The following is a 16,924-nucleotide window of genomic DNA, read 5'->3' as shown; positions in this document are numbered from 1 at the left end:
CGACTCTCCCGAAGGACCATCCCGTGCGCGCCACCCTCGAACCCGCTTCCACCGTTCCCGCCGCTGTTCGTCGCCTGCCGGCATCGAAGCGGCCACTGTCCGCCGCGCCGCCGCGCATCACCCATCAGCGCCACGTCGTCGCGCCCGCGCTGAAGGTCGCCGACGCGGCCGCCGCATCGGTCTTCGCCGCCGCCCGCATGCGCGGTCCGATCGCCCGTGACGCCATCGCCCGCGTCACCGGACTGAGCATCGCGACCGTGAACCGCCAGGTCAGCGCGCTGCTCGACGCCGCGATCCTGCGCGAGCGGGCCGATCTGGCCGTCTCCGGCGCGATCGGCCGCCCCCGCGTGCCGGTCGAGGTGAACCACGAACCGTTCCTCACCCTCGGCATCCACATCGGCGCCAAGACCACCAGCATCGTGGCGACCGACCTGTTCGGCCGGACGCTCGACGTGGTGGAGACGCCGACGCCGCGGGGTCCGCAGGAGGCGGCGCTCGCGGCGCTGTCGGCCAGCGCGCGCAAGTACCTGAGCCGGTGGCACCGGCGCCGTCCGCTGTGGGTCGGGGTGGCCGCCGGCGGTGTCGTCGACGGCACCACCGGGCATCTGGATCACCCGCGCCTCGGCTGGTCGCATGCGCCGGTCGGGCCGGTGCTGGCCGAATCGCTGGGGTTGCCGGTGTCGGTGGCCTCGCACGTCGACGCCATGGCCGGCGCGGAGTTGCTGCTCGGTGCGCGCAGGCCGACGGTCGCGCCGTCGTCGACCAGCCTCTACGTCTACGCCAGGGAGACCGTCGGTTTCGCGTTGTCCATCGACGGCCGGGTGCACTCGCCGACAAGCGGGCCGGGCACCATCGCCGCGCTGCCGGCCCAGTCCGAATTGCTCGGCGGCAGCGGCCAATTGGAGTCGACGGTGAGCGACGAAGCCGTGCTCACCGCCGCCCGCAGGCAACGCATCATCGCCGCCGACGGTCCCACGTCGACCATGGCGGCGGTGCTGCGCGCGGCCCGGCAGGGCAACGAGGCCGCGCAGGCGTTGCTGGCCGAGCGGGCCCGTGTACTCGGTGAGGCCGTGGCGTTGCTGCGCGACATGCTCAACCCCGACGATCTGGTGGTCGGCGGGCAGGCCTTCACGGAGTACCCCGAGGCCATGCCGTTGGTCGAGGCGGCGTTCGCCGCGCGTTCGGTGCTGCCGGGTCGAGACATCCGCCTGACCTCGTTCGGCAACCGGGTGCAGGAGGCAGGCGCGGGGGTGGTGTCGCTGGGCGGTCTCTACGCCGAGCCGATCGCCGCGATGCGCCGGTCGGCGTCCCGCAGGCCGGAGGCGGCGTCGTGACGGCCGCCCGATGACGGAGGTGTAGACATGAGTGTGTGCGCCTAGCAACGGACCAGCTCGGTAGGCCGCCTCTGCGCGTGGCCGTGTTGTCGGTGCACACGTCGCCGTTGGCGCAGCCCGGCACCGGCGATGCCGGAGGGATGAACGTCTACGTCCTGCAGAGCGCGTTGCAGATGGCGCGCCGGGGCGTCGAGGTGGAGATCTTCACCCGCGCCACGACATCGGCCGATCCGCCGGTCGTGCGGGTGGCGCCGGGCGTGCTGGTGCGCAACGTCGTGGCCGGGCCGTTCGAGGGGCTCGACAAGAACGATCTGCCCACCCAGCTGTGCGCCTTCACCGCCGGGGTGCTGCGCGCCGAAGCGACCCACGAACCCGGTTACTACGACATCGTGCATTCGCACTACTGGCTGTCCGGCCAGGTCGGTTGGCTGGCCCGCGACCGCTGGGCGGTGCCGCTGGTGCACACCGCCCACACTCTTGCGGCCGTCAAGAACGCGGCGCTGGCCGAGGGCGACTCACCCGAACCGCCGCTGCGCGCGGTCGGCGAGCAGCAGGTGGTCGACGAGGCCGACCGGCTGATCGTCAACACCGAAGTCGAAGCGGAACAACTGGTTTCGCTTCACAACGCCGACCGCTCCCGCATCGACGTCGTGCATCCCGGCGTCGACCTCGAGACCTTCACCCCCGGTGACCGCGCAGCCGCCCGTGCCTCGCTCGGGCTGGACCCGCGTGAGACCGTCATCGCGTTCGTCGGGCGGATCCAACCGCTCAAGGCGCCGGACATCCTGCTGCGGGCGGCGGCGAAGCTGCCCGACGTGCGGGTGCTGGTGGCGGGCGGACCGTCGGGTTCGGGCATACCCCGCTCAGGCGCCGGTGTGCCGAACGGGGCCGGGCAGGCCGCTCCGGACAACCTGGTTGCCCTCGCGGACGAACTGGGTATCTCCCAGCGCGTGACGTTCCTGCCGCCGCAGTCCCGCGAGGACCTCGTGCGGGTGTACCGCGCCGCCGATCTTGTTGCGGTGCCGAGCTACTCGGAGTCGTTCGGGCTGGTCGCCGTCGAGGCGCAGGCCTGCGGCACCCCGGTGGTGGCGGCCGCCGTCGGCGGGCTGCCGGTGGCGGTGCGCGACGGGGTGAGCGGTGCGCTGGTCGACGGACACGACGTCGGCGACTGGGCGCACGCCATCGACTCGCTGCTGTCGCGGGATGCGGCCGGCCTGCGGCGGGCCGCGGTGGAGCATGCGGCCACCTTCTCGTGGGCCCACACCGTCGACGACCTGCTGGCCAGCTACGGCCGGGCGATCGGCGACTACCGCGACCGGCACCCGCGTGGCGACGAAACGCTGACCCGCCGCACCGCGCGCCGGTTCTCGAGACGACGGGGGGTGCGAGCATGAGTGCCGATGAGCCGCTTGCGCGAAGAGCAGGAGACCGTGAGCCGCTTGCGCGCAGAACAACAGACGACGGTCCGCTGGGGCAGAGAACCGACAACCTCGTCCAGCAGACGATCGTGGACACGCTCGAGGAACACGATCTCGCCTACACGTTCCACGAGGGGGCCCACGGCGGGCTGCCCGGCATCATCGTCGAACTGCCCGGTGAACGACGCCTCAAGACGAACACGATCCTGTCGATCGGCGAGCACTCGGTGCGGATCGAGGCGTTCGTCTGCCGTCAACCCGACGAGAACCACGAAGGCGTCTACCGCTTCCTGCTCAAGCGCAACCGGCGCCTCTACGGCGTGGCGTACACCCTCGACAACGTCGGCGACATCTACCTCGTCGGCCGCATGGCGCTGCATTCGGTGACCGCCGATGAGGTCGACCGCATCCTCGGTCAGGTGCTCGAAGCCGTCGACGCCGACTTCAACACGCTGCTCGAACTCGGGTTCAAATCCTCGATCCAGCGCGAATGGGAGTGGCGGGTGTCGCGGGGTGAGTCGCTGAAGAATCTGCGTGCCTTCGAGCACCTCATCGACGACGACTGACGCCCGCGCGATCGGCTCAGGTGCGATCACCGCCCCCGTGAGAAGATTCAGCCATGGGAGATTCCACGCTGATCCTGCTTCGTCACGGCGAAAGTGAATGGAACGCGAAGAACCTGTTCACCGGCTGGGTCGACGTCGACCTGACCGACAAGGGCCGGGCCGAGGCCGCGCGGGCCGGTGAGTTGATGGCCGACCTGGACCGGCTGCCCGACGTGCTGTACACGTCGCTGCTGCGCCGCGCCATCACCACGGCCAACATCGCGCTGGACAAGGCCGACCGGCACTGGATCCCCGTGCACCGCGACTGGCGCCTCAACGAACGGCACTACGGCGCCCTGCAGGGGCTGAACAAGGCCGAGACCAAAGAGAAGTACGGCGAAGACCAGTTCATGGCATGGCGGCGCAGCTACGACACCCCGCCCCCGCCGATCGAGGCCGGAAGCGAGTACAGCCAGGACCGCGATCCGCGCTACGCCGACATCGACGGCGGACCGCTGACCGAGTGCCTGGCCGACGTGGTGGCCCGCTTCGTGCCGTACTTCGAGCAGACGATCGTGCCCGACCTGCGGGAGGGCAAGACCGTGCTGATCGCCGCGCACGGCAACTCGCTGCGCGCGCTGGTGAAGTACCTCGACGGCATGTCCGACGAGGACGTGGTCGGCCTGAACATCCCGACGGGCATCCCGCTGCGCTACGACCTGGACTCGGATCTGAAGCCGACGGTGGTGGGTGGCACCTATCTCGACCCGGAGGCCGCGGCGGCCGGTGCGGCGGCGGTCGCGTCGCAGGGCGCGAAGTAGGGCCTGACCTCAGGGCACTGGGCGAACACCCGGTGAACTGCGGCCGAACTCCTGCGATTCGCGATGTGACTTGTCTCGATTTGGCCGCACGCTGCTGGGATGACGTTCACCGCGTGCGTACGATTTCGGCGTGAGTGTGGCATCCGCACTGCTGATGACGGCGGTCGTGGCGCTACTCACGCTGTTGGTGGGCGTGGGTGTGGGCGTCGCGCTCACCCCTCGGGTCGCGGAGCGTCGTCGGCGGCGGGCGGCCGAGGCGGCCGGGATCACCGTGTCGCAGATGCTCGCGCACATCGTGTCCTCGTCGCCGGTCGGCATCGTCGTGGTCGACAAGTTCCGTGACGTGGTCTACAGCAATACGCGCGCCGACGAGCTCGGCCTGGTCCGGGACCGTCTGCTCGACGACCGGGCGTGGGAAGCCGCGCAGCACACGTTGAGCACCGGTGAGGACGTCCAGGTCGACCTGTCCCCGCGCAAGGTGGCCCATCCCGGCCGGTCGGGTCTTTCGGTGCGCGGGGCGGTGCGGTTGCTGACCAGGGCGGACCGTCGCTTCGCGGTGGTCTACGTCGACGACCAGTCCGAGTACGCCCGGATGGAGGCCACCCGGCGCGACTTCGTGGCCAATGTCAGCCACGAACTCAAAACGCCGGTCGGGGCGATCGGCCTGCTCGCCGAAGCGCTGCTGGCCTCCGCCGACGACCCCGAGACCGTGCGCCACTTCGCCGAGAAGATGGTCGACGAGGCGTATCGCCTCGCCGACATGATCGGCGAGCTGATCGAGCTGTCCCGGCTGCAGGGCGGCGAGCGGCTGCCCGACCTGGGCATCGTCGACGTGGACACCGTGGTCGCCGAAGCGCTGTCGCGCCACAAGGTGGCCGCCGACAACGCCGACATCGCGATCACCACCGATGCGCCCACCGGCTTCAAGGTCCTGGGCGATCAGCCGCTGCTGGTGGCCGCGCTGGCGAACCTGCTGTCCAACGCGATCGCCTACTCGCCGCGGGGGACCCCGGTCTCGGTCAGCCGGCGCCGCCGGGGCGACAACATCGAGATCTCGGTCACCGACCGCGGAATCGGCATCGACAAGGACGACCAGGAGCGGGTCTTCGAGCGCTTCTTCCGTGTCGACAAGGCCCGGTCGCGGGCGACCGGCGGCACCGGTCTGGGCCTGGCGATCGTCAAACACGTCGCCGCCAATCACAACGGCGCCATCCGGCTGTGGAGTCAGCCGGGCACCGGATCGACGTTCACCCTGTCGATTCCGGCCTATCCGCGATCTGAGGAAGCGGACGATGAAACGAATCACTAGGAGGACCCGAGACCTATGACCAGTGTGTTGATCGTGGAGGACGAGGAGTCCTTGGCCGATCCCCTGGCCTTCCTGCTGCGCAAAGAGGGCTTCGAGACCACCGTCGTGGCCGACGGGCCCTCGGCGCTCGCCGAGTTCGACCGCTCCGGCGCCGACATCGTCCTGCTGGACCTGATGCTGCCCGGGATGAGCGGCACAGATGTCTGCAAGCAGCTGCGCGCCCGGTCCAGCGTGCCGGTGATCATGGTGACCGCCCGCGACAGCGAGATCGACAAGGTCGTCGGGTTGGAACTCGGCGCCGACGACTATGTCACCAAACCGTATTCGGCCCGCGAACTGATCGCGCGCATCCGCGCGGTGCTGCGGCGCGGCGTCGAGGTCGACGACCCCGGCATTCCCGACGGGGTGCTCGAGGCCGGACCCGTGCGGATGGACGTCGAGCGTCACGTGGTGAGCGTCAACGGTGAGGCGATCACGTTGCCGCTCAAGGAGTTCGACCTCCTCGAGTACCTCATGCGCAATAGCGGGCGGGTGCTGACGCGTGGTCAGCTCATCGACCGGGTGTGGGGCGCGGACTACGTCGGCGACACCAAGACCCTCGACGTGCATGTCAAGCGACTCCGTTCCAAGATCGAGGCGGATCCGGCCAACCCGGTGCACCTGGTCACGGTGCGGGGCCTGGGATACAAGCTCGAGGGCTGAACCCGCCTCCCGGTTCGACCGCCGCCGTCGGGCGGCACAGCGCGGGGAAGAACAGCCGGCTGCCGGGGTGGGAGGTGTGGATCCGACCGCCCGGTGACCGCCACACGACGGTGCCGTCGGGGAGCTGTTGCTCAGCCCACCGTCCGGAGATGCTGTGCTGGTGTTCCGGGCACAGGTGTTTCAGATTTGGCAGCCTGCGTCGGCCCCGGCCGCAGAGTGATCCCGATGCCGCACCGGTCGGCCGGTTGGTCGCACCCCGGGAAGCGGCACGTCACATCGCGGCACATCACGAAGTCGGTCAATGACTGCGACGGGCGGGACTGCTTCTCGGGCGGTGCATCACCGGGATGGATCAGTTTCCGGATCGTGGCGAATGCGGCGCGCTCCGCGAGGGCGGGCGCCGGCAGCAGCCCGCCGCCGAGTATGAGCCCGGGTTCGGTCTTCGTCGGCCCGGTCGGCGTGGGCTGCCAGAACGCGTCACCCGGTGTGGTGCCACGCGAGGTGGTGGCCGGCGGCTCGGAGCGGGTGTTGCCGACAGCTGTGTGCGTGGCCTCGAAAAGGCTTTCCGCCGAGGCGATCACGTGGATGACGACATCGTCCGCCCTGGTGTCGGCGGCAGCGCACCGCGGCCGGCCGCAGCGGCAGTCCAGGTCGTCGTGGCCGCCGGCGAGCGCGGCGAGGGCGTCCGCGCGGCGCTGGTCGTGATCGCGCGGATCCGCGGCGCACACCGTGCGGGTCATCGCGTCGAGTCGCCGGTCGAGCGCCGCCGCGTCCGTGGCGCACAGGGTGCCCCACACCGTTGCGGTCCCGCTGCCGTCGGGGGCGTTCACGGTCACGCCGCGGGACTGCAGTCCGATCATGCTGCGGCGCAACGCATAGGGGTCGTGCCGATCCACCCAGTAGTCGATCGCCTGCTCGAGCCGGGCCAGCGGCAGCCGCGTCCAGTCGCGCAGGTGGGCCGCGATCTGCGCATCGACCTCGGCCACCGCCTGGGCCTCCTTGATCAGCGCGGTGCGGAAGACGACGGCGTTCACCACGCGGTAGGGCACCGTTCCCGACGCGAACACCTCGGCGACGCGGGGCAGCCGGTCGCGCAGCGCCTTGGCGACGGTCAACTGGTGCGCGGCGACCCCGGGCGAGACGTTCATCGCCGCGCCCACCTCGACGCCGACGTCGGCCCAGGCGGCCAGGTGGGCCTGTTCACCGTCGGCGGTGTCGATCGCGGCGAGCCGCGCTTCGAGAAGATCGGCGACGGCTGCGAGTCGCCTTGCGCAGGCGGCGTTCTCGTCGCGTGCCGAGGCCACAAGATCGTCGGACATGGCACGACGCTAACCGCGGTCTGCGACGTCTCGGCGTACCTCTCGGCGCCCCTGTGGACGAACTCGCCGTTGTGGACGAATCCGGCTCAGCCGGTGAGGCCGCCCATGATCTCGAACACCTCGAAGGTGTTGACCCCGGCGAGGACCGAGGGGTCGCGCCTACCGATCTCGAGGACCTCGGCGCGGTCGGTAGCGCGCAGCACGCCCAGCCCCCAGACCCCCTCGGGATCGGCCACCGGGCCGTAGACGACGACCTTGCCGGCCTCGAGGAGGTCCCGCCAGTAGTCCTGGTGACCGGCCATCGCCTGCTGTTCGTCGGCGGTCATCGTCTGGGCGAAGTCGGCGCGCGGCGGCACGAGCTTGAACAGGAACACATGCTGCGCGCTCACTGTGCGGCCCGCGTCGCCGGATGCACCGCGATCAGCCCGAGCCCGCTGCGCCGCCGGCACATGGCCGCCAGTTCGGCATACGCTTTCTCGCCGAGCAACTCGGTCAGCTCGGGGCCGTAGGACTGGTACACCTGCCGCGCGCCCACGTGGGCCGCCGGGTCGCCGGTGCAGTACCAGTGCAGATCGGCACCGCCCTCACCCCAGCCGCGGCGGTCGTACTCGGTGATCGTCGTCTTGAGGATCTCCGAACCGTCCGGCCGCGTCACCCAGTCCTGTGTCCGTCGGATCGGCAACTGCCAGCACACGTCCGGCTTCATCGTCAGCGGTTCGACGCCGAGCTTGAGCGCCTTGGTGTGCAGGGCGCAGCCGACGCCGGCCGGGAAGCCCGGTCGGTTGAGGAAGATGCACGCGCCCTTGTACTTCCGGGTCCGCAGATTGGGCTTGTCGTCGTACTCGTCCATCTCGAGGTAGCCCTTCTTGCCCAGGCCCTTGTCACGGAACTGCCAGTCGTCGGCGGTCAGCTGTTCGACGGCCGCGTCGAGACGGGCGCGGTCGTCGTCGTCGGACAGGAAGGCGCCGTGCGAACAGCAGCCGTCGTCCGGCCGGCCCTCGACCGTGCCCTGGCAGGCCGGGGTGCCGAAGACGCACGTCCACCGCGACAGCAGCCACGTCATGTCCGCGGCGATCAGGTGCTCGGGATTGTCCGGGTCGTAGAACTCGACCCACTCGCGGGCGAAGTCGAGCTCCACCTCACCGGGATGGGCTGGCATCACAGGTCAAACGCTACCCGCCGCGGCGAGGCGCCGCGTCATACGCGTTGGGGTGTCGGCGCACGATCGCCGAGGGGCGACGGTCTAGGTTGGAGGCGTGCGACTGGGCGTGCTCGACGTGGGCAGCAATACCGTCCATCTGCTTGTGGTGGATGCGCGACGGGGCGGCCACCCGACCCCGATGAGCTCGACCAAGGCGTCCCTGCGGCTGGCCGAGGCGATCGACGACTCCGGCAAGCTGACCCGCAAGGGGGCCGACCGGCTCGTCGACACCGTCGACGAATTCGCCAAGATCGCCACCAGTTCCGGCTGTGCGGAGATGATGGCGTTCGCCACCTCGGCGGTGCGCGACGCCACCAACTCCGACGACGTGCTGGCGCGGGTCCTGGCCGAGACCGGTGTGCGGCTGCGGGTGCTCACCGGAGTCGACGAATCCCGGCTGACGTTCCTGGCCGTGCGGCGCTGGTACGGCTGGAGTGCCGGCCGCATCATCAACATCGACATCGGCGGGGGGTCGCTGGAGCTGTCCAACGGCGTCGACGAGGAGCCCGAGGTGGCGCTGTCGTTGCCGCTGGGAGCGGGACGGCTGACCCGCGAATGGCTGCCCGACGACCCGCCCGGCCGGCGCCGCGTGGGGATGCTGCGCGACTGGCTGGCCAACGAGCTCTCGGACGCGAGCGCCGAGCTGCTGGAAGCGGGCAGTCCCGACCTGGCCGTCGCGACGTCGAAGACGTTCCGGAGCCTGGCGCGGCTCACCGGGGCGGCGCCGTCGGGGGCCGGACCGCGGGTCAAACGGACCCTGACGGCGACCGGGTTGCGGCAGCTCATAGCTTTCATCTCTAGGATGACCGCGGCTGACCGAGCGGAATTGGAAGGGGTGAGTGCCGAGCGAGCGCCACAGATCGTGGCCGGAGCGTTGGTGGCTGAGGCAAGCATGCGGGCGCTCGGAATCGAGTCCGTGGACATCTGTCCGTGGGCATTGCGGGAGGGTTTGATTCTGCGGAAACTCGACAGCGAGGCCGACGGGAGCCCATTCGTCGGTGGAGCCGACGATCTGACCGACGTCGGCAAACTGACCGGCGTGGGCGGTGTCGACGATCTCGCCGCGGCGGAGACGTCCGTGCGGGATGCTGGACGTACGGCGCTTCGCCCAACTGCCACTAAAGGCAACACACGATGACAGAACCAGAGAACAGCAGCACCCGGCCGATCTCGGTCGCCGAGTTGCTCGCCAAGAACGGCACCATCGGCGCGCCGCCGGTCGGGGGCAGGCGCCGGCGCCGCCGTGGCAACGCCGACGCGGTGACGGTCGCCGAGCTGACCGGCGAGATCCCGGTCATCACCGACCGCCCCTCCGACACCCGCGAGGAGCAGGCGCGCGAGCAGCGGGCCGAGGAGACCGCCCGGATCCCGGTCAACGGCATCCCGCAGCAGACGGTCACCGAACCCGCGCCGGCGGTCGCCGACGACGTGATCGACACCTCCGACGAACCGGTCGAGGTCGTCGACGAGCGGGCCGAGCCTGCCGAGGCGCCGACCGGCGAGCCCGAACTCCGGGAACTCGACACCGACGAGCCCGACGACGCCGACGGCGTCGAGGACATCCCGCTGGACGGCGACACGGCCGTCGGCGCCGAGGACATGAGCCCCGATCCGCTCCTCGACGACGACGAGGAGCCGGCGGTCCTGCTCGACCCGGATCGCGACGAACCCGCGCTCGAACGCTCCGACCGCGACGACGACGAGCTGCCGTCGTATCTGCGCTCGTCGGCGGGACCGCTGTTCGGCGGCGGCACCGTCGCCGACGATCTCGCCCGCCGGGGTAAGGACACCGACACCGCCACGATCGACGAGCACGACGACGAGGACGAGCTCGACGAGCGGGACCTGCACGCCGACCTCGACGACGATGTCCGCGATGACGTGCGCGACGACGTCGAGTCCGGCGGTCGCATGTCGGCGTTCCTGCGCGGCGCCTGGGTCGTCGGGCAGTGCATCATCGCCGTCGCCTTCGGCGCGGGCCTGTTCATCGCCTTCGACCAGCTCTGGAAGTGGAACAACATCGTCGCGCTCGTGCTGTCGGTGCTGGTCATCCTCGGACTGGTGGTCGGGGTGCGCGTGGTGCGCAAGACCGAGGACATCGGCAGCACACTGACCGCCGTGGCAGTCGGCGCACTGGTCACCTTGGGGCCGCTGGCGTTGCTGCAGTCCGGCTAGTCACCCTGTGCGCCCCGCGATCAAGGTCGGTCTGTCCACGGCCTCGGTCTATCCACTGAGGACCGAGGCCGCCTTCGAGTACGCCGCCCGCCTGGGCTACGACGGCGTCGAACTGATGGTGTGGGCCGAAGCCGTCAGTCAGGACGTCGACGCGGTCGCCAAGTTGTCCGCTCAGTACGGCGTGCCGGTGCTGTCCGTCCACGCACCCTGCCTGCTGATCTCGCAGCGGGTGTGGGGCGCCAACCCCATCCCCAAACTCGACCGCAGCGTCCGCGCCGCCGAACAACTGGGCGCACAGACCGTCGTCGTGCATCCGCCGTTCCGCTGGCAGCGCCGCTACGCCGAGGGGTTCAGCGAGCAGGTCGCCGAACTCGAAGCGGGCAGCGACGTCATGGTCGCGGTGGAGAACATGTTCCCGTTCCGCGCCGACCGGTTCTTCGGCGCCGGTCAGACGTCCATCGAGCGGATGCGCAAGCGCGGCGGCCGGCCGGGACCCGGCATCTCGGCGTTCGCGCCGTCCTACGACCCGCTCGACGGCGACCACGCGCACTACACACTGGACCTGTCCCACACCGCGACGGCGGGCACCGACGCCATCGAGATGGCGCAGCGGATGGGAGACGGGCTGGTGCACCTGCACCTCGCCGACGGCAGCGGCGCCTCGGCCGACGAGCACCTGGTGCCCGGCCGCGGCACCCAGCCCACCGCCGAGGTGTGCCAGATGCTGGCGGGCGGCGACTTCAGCGGGCATGTGATCCTCGAGGTCACCACCTCCGGGGCGCGTACCGCCAGCGAGCGCGAGGCGCTGCTGCGCGAATCGCTGCAGTACGCCCGGGCGCACCTGCTCCGCTGATCCGCGGCGCCGACCGAAAAGGAAACCCCACATGCCTGGTTCGACCCTGTTCACCGATGCGATGGCGCTCACGGCGCTGGGCGACGGCGTGTACAGCGGTGAGCTCAACGAGCACTGGACGATCGGCCCGAAGGTGCACGGCGGCGCCATGCTGGCGCTGTGCGCGAACGCCGCCCGCGCGGAGCACGCCGGAGGGCAGGAGCGAAGCGACCGGGGAAATGAGACCGGGGGCGTCGAGCCGATCGCGGTGTCCGCCAACTTCCTGTGGGCCCCTGATCCGGGTGCCATGCAGGTCGTCACCACGGTGCGCAAACGAGGGCGGCGGGTCAGCCTGGTCGACGTCGAACTCAAGCAGGGGCAGAAGACCGCGGTGCGCGCGGCGATCACCCTCGGCGAACCCGAGCACGACGTCACACCGCTGCTCTCGGTCAACCCGGTCGTGCCGCTGATGACACCGGAGCCGCCGCCCGGCCTGGAGCCGATCGGGCCGGGACACCAGATGGCCGACATCGTGCACCTCGCACACGGCTGCGACATCCGGCCGTCGCTCACCACGATGGGGCCGCGCTCCGACGGCGGGCCACCGGTGATCGAGTACTGGGTGCGGCCGCGGGACGCCGCGCCGGACGTCCTGTTCGCGCTCCTGTGCGGCGATGTGTCGGCTCCGGTGACGTTCGGGGTCAACCGGTTCGGCTGGGCGCCCACCGTGCAGCTCACGGCGTATCTGAGGGCCCGCCCGGCCGACGGCTGGCTGCGGGTCATCTGCACGACGACGCAGATCGGCCAGGAGTGGTTCGACGAGGACCACGTCGTCGTCGACTGCGAGGGCCGGATCATCGTGCAGACCCGGCAGCTGGCGATGGTGCCCGCCGCGCAGTGACGCGCGCCGGATGAGGACGGCCTCGCCGGACGTGCAATGCTTTGGCGCATGGCCAGAATCGCGATCATCGGTGGCGGAAGTATGGGTGAGGCGCTGCTGTCCGGGCTGCTCCGGGCGGGCAGGCAGGTCAAGGATCTGGTGATCGCCGAGAAGCACCCGGAGCGCGCGAAGTTCCTGGCCGACAGGCACTCGGTGCTGGTCACCTCCGTCGTCGAGGCCACCGACAACGCCAACTACGTCATCGTCGCGGTGAAGCCGGCCGACGTCGAACACGTCATCGACGACATCGCCGAAGCCGCCGCCAACGCCGAGACCGACACCGCCGAACAGGTCTTCGTGACCGTCGCGGCCGGTGTGCCGACCGCGTACTACGAGAACAAGCTGCCCGCGGGCGCCCCGGTGATCCGCGCGATGCCCAATGCGCCCGTGGTGGTCGGCGGGGGAGTCAGCGCGCTGGCGGCAGGCCGGTTCGCGACCGCCGAGCACCTGCGTGAGGTCTCGGCGATCTTCGACTCGGTCGGCGGGGTGCTGACGGTGCCGGAGTCGCAACTGGACGCGGTGACGGCCGTGTCGGGCTCCGGGCCCGCCTATTTCTTCCTGATGGTCGAGGCGTTGGTCGACGCCGCGGTGGCCAGCGGGCTGTCGCGGACGGTGGCCACCGATCTGGTCGTCCAGACGATGGCCGGTTCGGCCGCGATGTTGCTAGAGCGTCTCGACGAGGCCCAGCCGGTGGGCGATGCGGCCATGGGAACGGCAATGGACACCACGGCGGCTCAGCTTCGCGCTACCGTTACATCACCGGCCGGTACCACCGCCGCTGGGCTGCGAGAACTCGAGCGCGGTGGTTTGCGGTCGGCGGTGGCGAATGCGGTGGAAGCCGCGAAAACACGCTCTGAGCAGCTAGGAATTACATCAGAGTAGTTCATCGATTTCTGATGGATTAGCCCACACCCGTCGCAGTAACCCCATCCGCCACGCTATTCTCCTCGTGTATGCACGGGTCGGTGCCAGCGGTGGGGAAGCCGCTGGAACTGCCCGCGCCTGATGGATTGGGTTGCGATGACGTCTATGAACGGGCCATCGGCACGTGATTCGGCTGGCGGTAAGCGGGACAGCGGTGCCGACGGCCAACAGCCACGGGCTCAATTCCTCACAGTCGCCGAAGTGGCGAGCCTGATGAGGGTCAGCAAGATGACGGTGTATCGCCTCGTGCACAACGGTGAGCTGCCCGCGGTGCGCGTCGGCCGGTCGTTCCGGGTGCACGCCAAAGCCGTCCACGACATGTTGGAGAGTTCGTACTTCGACGCGGGCTGAGACGCCGGCCGAGCGGGCCGACCGGTACCGACGTTTTCGTTCACCTGCGCCCCTTGGGTAAGGTGTCCGGGTTGGACGTCAATCCGGACGTCGGGCCGACCGTCGGGTCGGGCCCCGGGTCGGACCGAGGAAAATCTAGGTAGCGGAGTTCATGGGTTCAGTCATCAAGAAGCGTCGTAAGCGCATGTCGAAGAAGAAGCACCGCAAGCTGCTTCGTCGGACACGGGTGCAGCGCAGAAAACTCGGTAAGTAGCCTCTCGGCCGTCGCCCAGGTGGCTCTCAGCCACAGCCGTTAGGCTGACGTGGTGGATTCGAGCACCTCGGGCGACGTCGGTTCGTACCCGAAGGTGGTCCTGGTCACCGGGGCGTGCCGGTTCCTCGGTGGATACCTCATCGCGCGGTTGGCGCAGAACCCCTTGATCAACCACGTGATCGCGGTCGACGCGGTCGCACCGAGCAAGGATCTGCTGCGACGGATGGGCCGCGCCGAATTCGTCCGCGCGGACATTCGTAACCCGTTCATCGCCAAGGTGATTCGCAACGGCGACGTGGACACGGTGGTCCATGCCGCCGCCGCGTCGTACGCACCGCGCGCAGGCGGCCGGGCCGCGTTGAAAGAGCTCAACGTGATGGGTGCGATCCAGCTCTTCGCGGCCTGCCAGAAGGCCCCCTCGGTGCGCCGGGTCATCCTGAAGTCCACCTCCGAGGTGTACGGCTCGAGCCCGCGTGATCCGGTGATGTTCACCGAGAACAGCGATGCGCGCCGGCCACCCGGCGAGGGCTTCGCCCGCGACAGCATCGACATCGAGGGCTACGCGCGCGGTCTCGGCAGGCGCCGCCCCGACATCGGGGTGACCATCCTGCGGCTGGCCAACATGATCGGACCCGCCATGGACACCGCGCTGTCGCGGTATCTGGCCGGACCGGTGGTCCCGACGGTGCTCGGACAGGATCCACGCCTGCAGCTGCTGCACGAACAGGACGCCCTGGGGGCGTTGGAGCGCGCCACGATTGCGGGTAAGCCCGGCACGTTCAACGTCGGCGCTTCGGGAATCATCATGATGAGCCAGGCGATTCGGCGTTCGGGGCGCGTCGCGTTACCGGTGCCGCGGTCGGCTCTGTCGCTCGTGGACTCATTGCGGCGGGCGACCCGATACACTGAGCTCGATCGGGAGCAGCTGAACTATCTGAGCTACGGCCGGGTCATGGACACCACGCGGATGCGTGAGGTCCTCGGATACCACCCGAAGTGGACCACGGCGGAGGCATTCGATGACTACGTGCGTGGTCGTGGATTGACGCCCATCGTCGATCCACGATGGGTACGGTCGGTGGAAGGCCGAGCCGTCGCGGTGGCGCAGCGGTGGGGACGTTAGAGAAGACTGACGGATCGGTGGGGTGAAGAGTACGTGTCAGGCGAGTCGAAAGCCAAAGTCATCCCGCTGTACGGGAATTCGGGGCGGAACGCGGCGAGACGGGCGGCCCAGCGCGCGGACAGCGCCCGTCGTCACCCCTCGCTTCTCACCGACCCCGGTAGCCGGGCCTCAGCCGAGCAGATCGCCGCGGTGGTGCGCGAGATCGATCAGCACCGCACAGGCGGCGCCGGCGGGACCCCGGTAGAGGAGACCCCCACCGAACTCGCCAAACGCATCGCGGCACTCGCCGAGTTCGTCCGCAAGCGGATGTCCGGTGACTACACCGTCGACGAGTTCGGCTTCGATTCGCACCTCAACAGCACGGTCTTCCTGCCGATTCTGCGGGTGCTGTTCAACTCGTGGTTCCGCGTCGAGGTCAGCGGTGTCGAGAACCTGCCCGCCGAGGGCGCAGCGCTCGTCGTGGCCAACCACGCCGGTGTGCTGCCGTTCGACGGGTTGATGACGTCGGTCGCGGTGAAGGACAGGCATCCCGCCCACCGCGACCTGCGGCTGCTGGCCGCCGACCTGGTGTTCGACCTGCCGATGGTCGGGCAGGCCGCCCGCAAGGCCGGCCACACGATGGCGTGCACCTCTGACGCGCATCGGCTGCTGGCGGCCGGTGAACTGACCGCGGTGTTCCCCGAGGGCTACAAGGGGCTGGGCAAACAGTTCAAGGACCGCTACAAGTTGCAGCGGTTCGGCCGGGGCGGCTTCGTCTCGGCGGCGCTGCGCACCAAGGCCCCGATCGTGCCGTGCTCGATCGTCGGGTCCGAGGAGATCTACCCGATGATGGCCGACGTCAAATTGCTGGCGCGGTTGCTCGGCCTGCCGTACTTCCCGGTGACCCCGCTGTTCCCGGTGGCCGGCCCGCTCGGTCTGGTGCCGCTGCCGTCGAAGTGGCACATCCAGTTCGGTGAGCCGATCTCGACCGAGGGCTACGACGAGTCGGCCGCCGATGATCCGATGGTCACATTCGACGTGACCGACCAGGTCCGCGAGACCATCCAGCAGACGCTCTACCAGCTGCTGGCCGGCCGGCGGAACACGTTCTTCGGCTGAGGAATCCGGCCGCGCTTCTCCGGGGGGCCGGGGCTACGTGGCGTTCTGCCCGGACACCATCTTGGCGATCGCGGCGTCGCGGCGCGCCTTGATGGTCGCGCTGATCTCGTCGGCCTCGCTGTCGTGGGCGGCCTCGCCGATCACGGTCACGACGCTGGTCAGCACCGGTTCGCCGGCCTCGTCGCTGACCTCGCCGCGGACCTCGGTCACGACGGTGCCGTGCGCCTCGATGACCGAGTCCAGGTAGGAGTCGAAGAACAGTTTGTCGCCGGCCAGGATGGGCCGGTGGAACGTGATCTTCTGGTCGCGGTGCAGTACGCGCTCCATGTTGATCGGCACGTCGAACTGGTTGAAGATCTCGGCCTGCACCTTGCGCCCGGCCACCGCGAGGAACGTCAGCGACGCGATCAGCGCGTCGTAACCGGATTCCTTGGCGGCCGCTTCGTCGTGGTGCGCCGGATGCTCGTCCTTGACGGCGCGGGCGAACTCCCGGATCTTCTCCCGGTCCACCTCGAAATAGTCCGGATACCGGTAGTGGGTGCCGATGATCTCTTCAGCGATGGCCATGGCTTCGCGTAC

Annotated in this window: 19 protein-coding genes; 15 read left to right on the top strand and 4 right to left on the bottom strand. The window is 69.6% G+C overall.

The genetic code is table 11. The features are described from left to right. The first annotated feature begins 23 nt into the window (after nt 1-23). From AU195_RS06140 to regX, 6 genes are all read left to right on the top strand, one after another. Entirely contained in the window at nt 24-1,334 is a 1,311-nt protein-coding gene (locus tag AU195_RS06140; RefSeq protein ID WP_059158181.1) for an ROK family protein, read from the top strand. Nucleotides 1,335-1,369: 35 nt separating this feature from the next. Continuing rightward, entirely contained in the window at nt 1,370-2,728 is a 1,359-nt protein-coding gene (gene mshA / locus AU195_RS06135; RefSeq protein ID WP_059158180.1) for a D-inositol-3-phosphate glycosyltransferase, read from the top strand. Next, nucleotides 2,725-3,318, top strand: coding sequence for a type III secretion system chaperone family protein (locus AU195_RS06130; RefSeq protein ID WP_286149145.1), 594 nt, complete (start codon nt 2,725-2,727; stop codon nt 3,316-3,318). Before mshA ends, AU195_RS06130 begins: the two co-directional genes overlap by 4 nt. Before the next feature lie 53 nt (nt 3,319-3,371). Then, a complete protein-coding gene (locus tag AU195_RS06125; protein ID WP_059158179.1) occupies nt 3,372-4,118 on the top strand; it encodes a phosphoglyceromutase in 747 nt (248 codons plus the stop codon). Nucleotides 4,119-4,248: 130 nt separating this feature from the next. Further along, nucleotides 4,249-5,427 (top strand): sensor histidine kinase, encoded by a 1,179-nt coding sequence (locus AU195_RS06120; RefSeq protein WP_059158178.1) that lies wholly within the window; start codon nt 4,249-4,251, stop codon nt 5,425-5,427. 15 nt (nt 5,428-5,442) lie between these two features. Then, nucleotides 5,443-6,129, top strand: a complete 687-nt coding sequence (regX, locus tag AU195_RS06115) for a two-component sensory transduction protein RegX (RefSeq protein ID WP_059158177.1) — start codon at nt 5,443-5,445, stop codon at nt 6,127-6,129. Between the two features lie 131 nt (nt 6,130-6,260). Here regX and AU195_RS06110 read toward each other — a convergent pair whose 3' ends face one another. The 3 genes from AU195_RS06110 to AU195_RS06100 all read right to left on the bottom strand — a co-directional run bounded on the left by AU195_RS06110 (nt 6,261) and on the right by AU195_RS06100 (nt 8,607). Next, entirely contained in the window at nt 6,261-7,448 is a 1,188-nt protein-coding gene (locus tag AU195_RS06110; protein WP_059158176.1) for a DUF222 domain-containing protein, read from the bottom strand. An 86-nt stretch (nt 7,449-7,534) separates the two neighbouring features. Further along, complete coding sequence (locus tag AU195_RS06105; protein WP_059158252.1) at nt 7,535-7,822, bottom strand: YciI family protein; 288 nt, start codon at nt 7,820-7,822, stop codon at nt 7,535-7,537. 11 nt (nt 7,823-7,833) lie between these two features. Then, nucleotides 7,834-8,607, bottom strand: coding sequence for a DUF3109 family protein (locus AU195_RS06100; protein ID WP_059158251.1), 774 nt, complete (start codon nt 8,605-8,607; stop codon nt 7,834-7,836). 97 nt (nt 8,608-8,704) lie between these two features. On the opposite strand from AU195_RS06100, the gene AU195_RS06095 reads away from it, so the two are divergent. The 9 genes from AU195_RS06095 to AU195_RS06060 all read left to right on the top strand — a co-directional run bounded on the left by AU195_RS06095 (nt 8,705) and on the right by AU195_RS06060 (nt 16,345). Further along, nucleotides 8,705-9,787: a Ppx/GppA family phosphatase gene (locus AU195_RS06095; protein ID WP_059158175.1), complete on the top strand. Its 1,083-nt coding sequence runs from the start codon at nt 8,705-8,707 to the stop codon at nt 9,785-9,787. After that, nucleotides 9,784-10,824 (top strand): Rv0497 family membrane protein, encoded by a 1,041-nt coding sequence (locus AU195_RS06090; RefSeq protein ID WP_059158174.1) that lies wholly within the window; start codon nt 9,784-9,786, stop codon nt 10,822-10,824. The genes AU195_RS06095 and AU195_RS06090 overlap by 4 nt, the downstream gene beginning before the upstream one ends. 7 nt (nt 10,825-10,831) lie before the next feature. Further along, the gene (locus tag AU195_RS06085; protein WP_059158173.1) at nt 10,832-11,677 is read left to right on the top strand and encodes a sugar phosphate isomerase/epimerase family protein; all 846 of its coding nucleotides are present in this window, start codon (nt 10,832-10,834) and stop codon (nt 11,675-11,677) included. A 31-nt stretch (nt 11,678-11,708) separates the two neighbouring features. Continuing rightward, nucleotides 11,709-12,557 carry a thioesterase family protein gene (locus AU195_RS06080; protein WP_059158172.1) on the top strand — a complete coding sequence of 283 codons (849 nt, stop codon included), beginning with the start codon at nt 11,709-11,711 and terminating at the stop codon, nt 12,555-12,557. Nucleotides 12,558-12,605: 48 nt separating this feature from the next. After that, nucleotides 12,606-13,478, top strand: a complete 873-nt coding sequence (gene proC, locus AU195_RS06075) for a pyrroline-5-carboxylate reductase (protein ID WP_157531042.1) — start codon at nt 12,606-12,608, stop codon at nt 13,476-13,478. Nucleotides 13,479-13,616: 138 nt separating this feature from the next. Next, on the top strand, nt 13,617-13,871 hold the full coding sequence (locus tag AU195_RS06070; protein ID WP_059158250.1) for a helix-turn-helix domain-containing protein: 255 nt from the start codon (nt 13,617-13,619) through the stop codon (nt 13,869-13,871). A gap of 151 nt (nt 13,872-14,022) precedes the next feature. Then, nucleotides 14,023-14,124 carry a 30S ribosomal protein bS22 gene (locus AU195_RS25075; RefSeq protein WP_003402602.1) on the top strand — a complete coding sequence of 34 codons (102 nt, stop codon included), beginning with the start codon at nt 14,023-14,025 and terminating at the stop codon, nt 14,122-14,124. Between the two features lie 49 nt (nt 14,125-14,173). Then, nucleotides 14,174-15,247, top strand: coding sequence for an SDR family oxidoreductase (locus AU195_RS06065; RefSeq protein ID WP_059158170.1), 1,074 nt, complete (start codon nt 14,174-14,176; stop codon nt 15,245-15,247). A gap of 33 nt (nt 15,248-15,280) precedes the next feature. Beyond that, complete coding sequence (locus tag AU195_RS06060; protein WP_059158169.1) at nt 15,281-16,345, top strand: lysophospholipid acyltransferase family protein; 1,065 nt, start codon at nt 15,281-15,283, stop codon at nt 16,343-16,345. 33 nt (nt 16,346-16,378) lie between these two features. Here the strand turns inward: AU195_RS06060 and AU195_RS06055 are convergent, their stop codons facing one another. Continuing rightward, a complete protein-coding gene (locus AU195_RS06055) occupies nt 16,379-16,912 on the bottom strand; it encodes an FAS1-like dehydratase domain-containing protein (protein ID WP_059158168.1) in 534 nt (177 codons plus the stop codon). Nucleotides 16,913-16,924: the final 12 nt, after the last annotated feature.

It is taken from the genome of Mycobacterium sp. IS-1496 (assembly GCF_001499995.1).
GTDB lineage: Bacteria > Actinomycetota > Actinomycetes > Mycobacteriales > Mycobacteriaceae > Mycobacterium.
The sequence above is the reverse complement of the archived record's forward strand: the minus strand, read 5'-3'. Positions and strand labels throughout refer to the sequence as shown.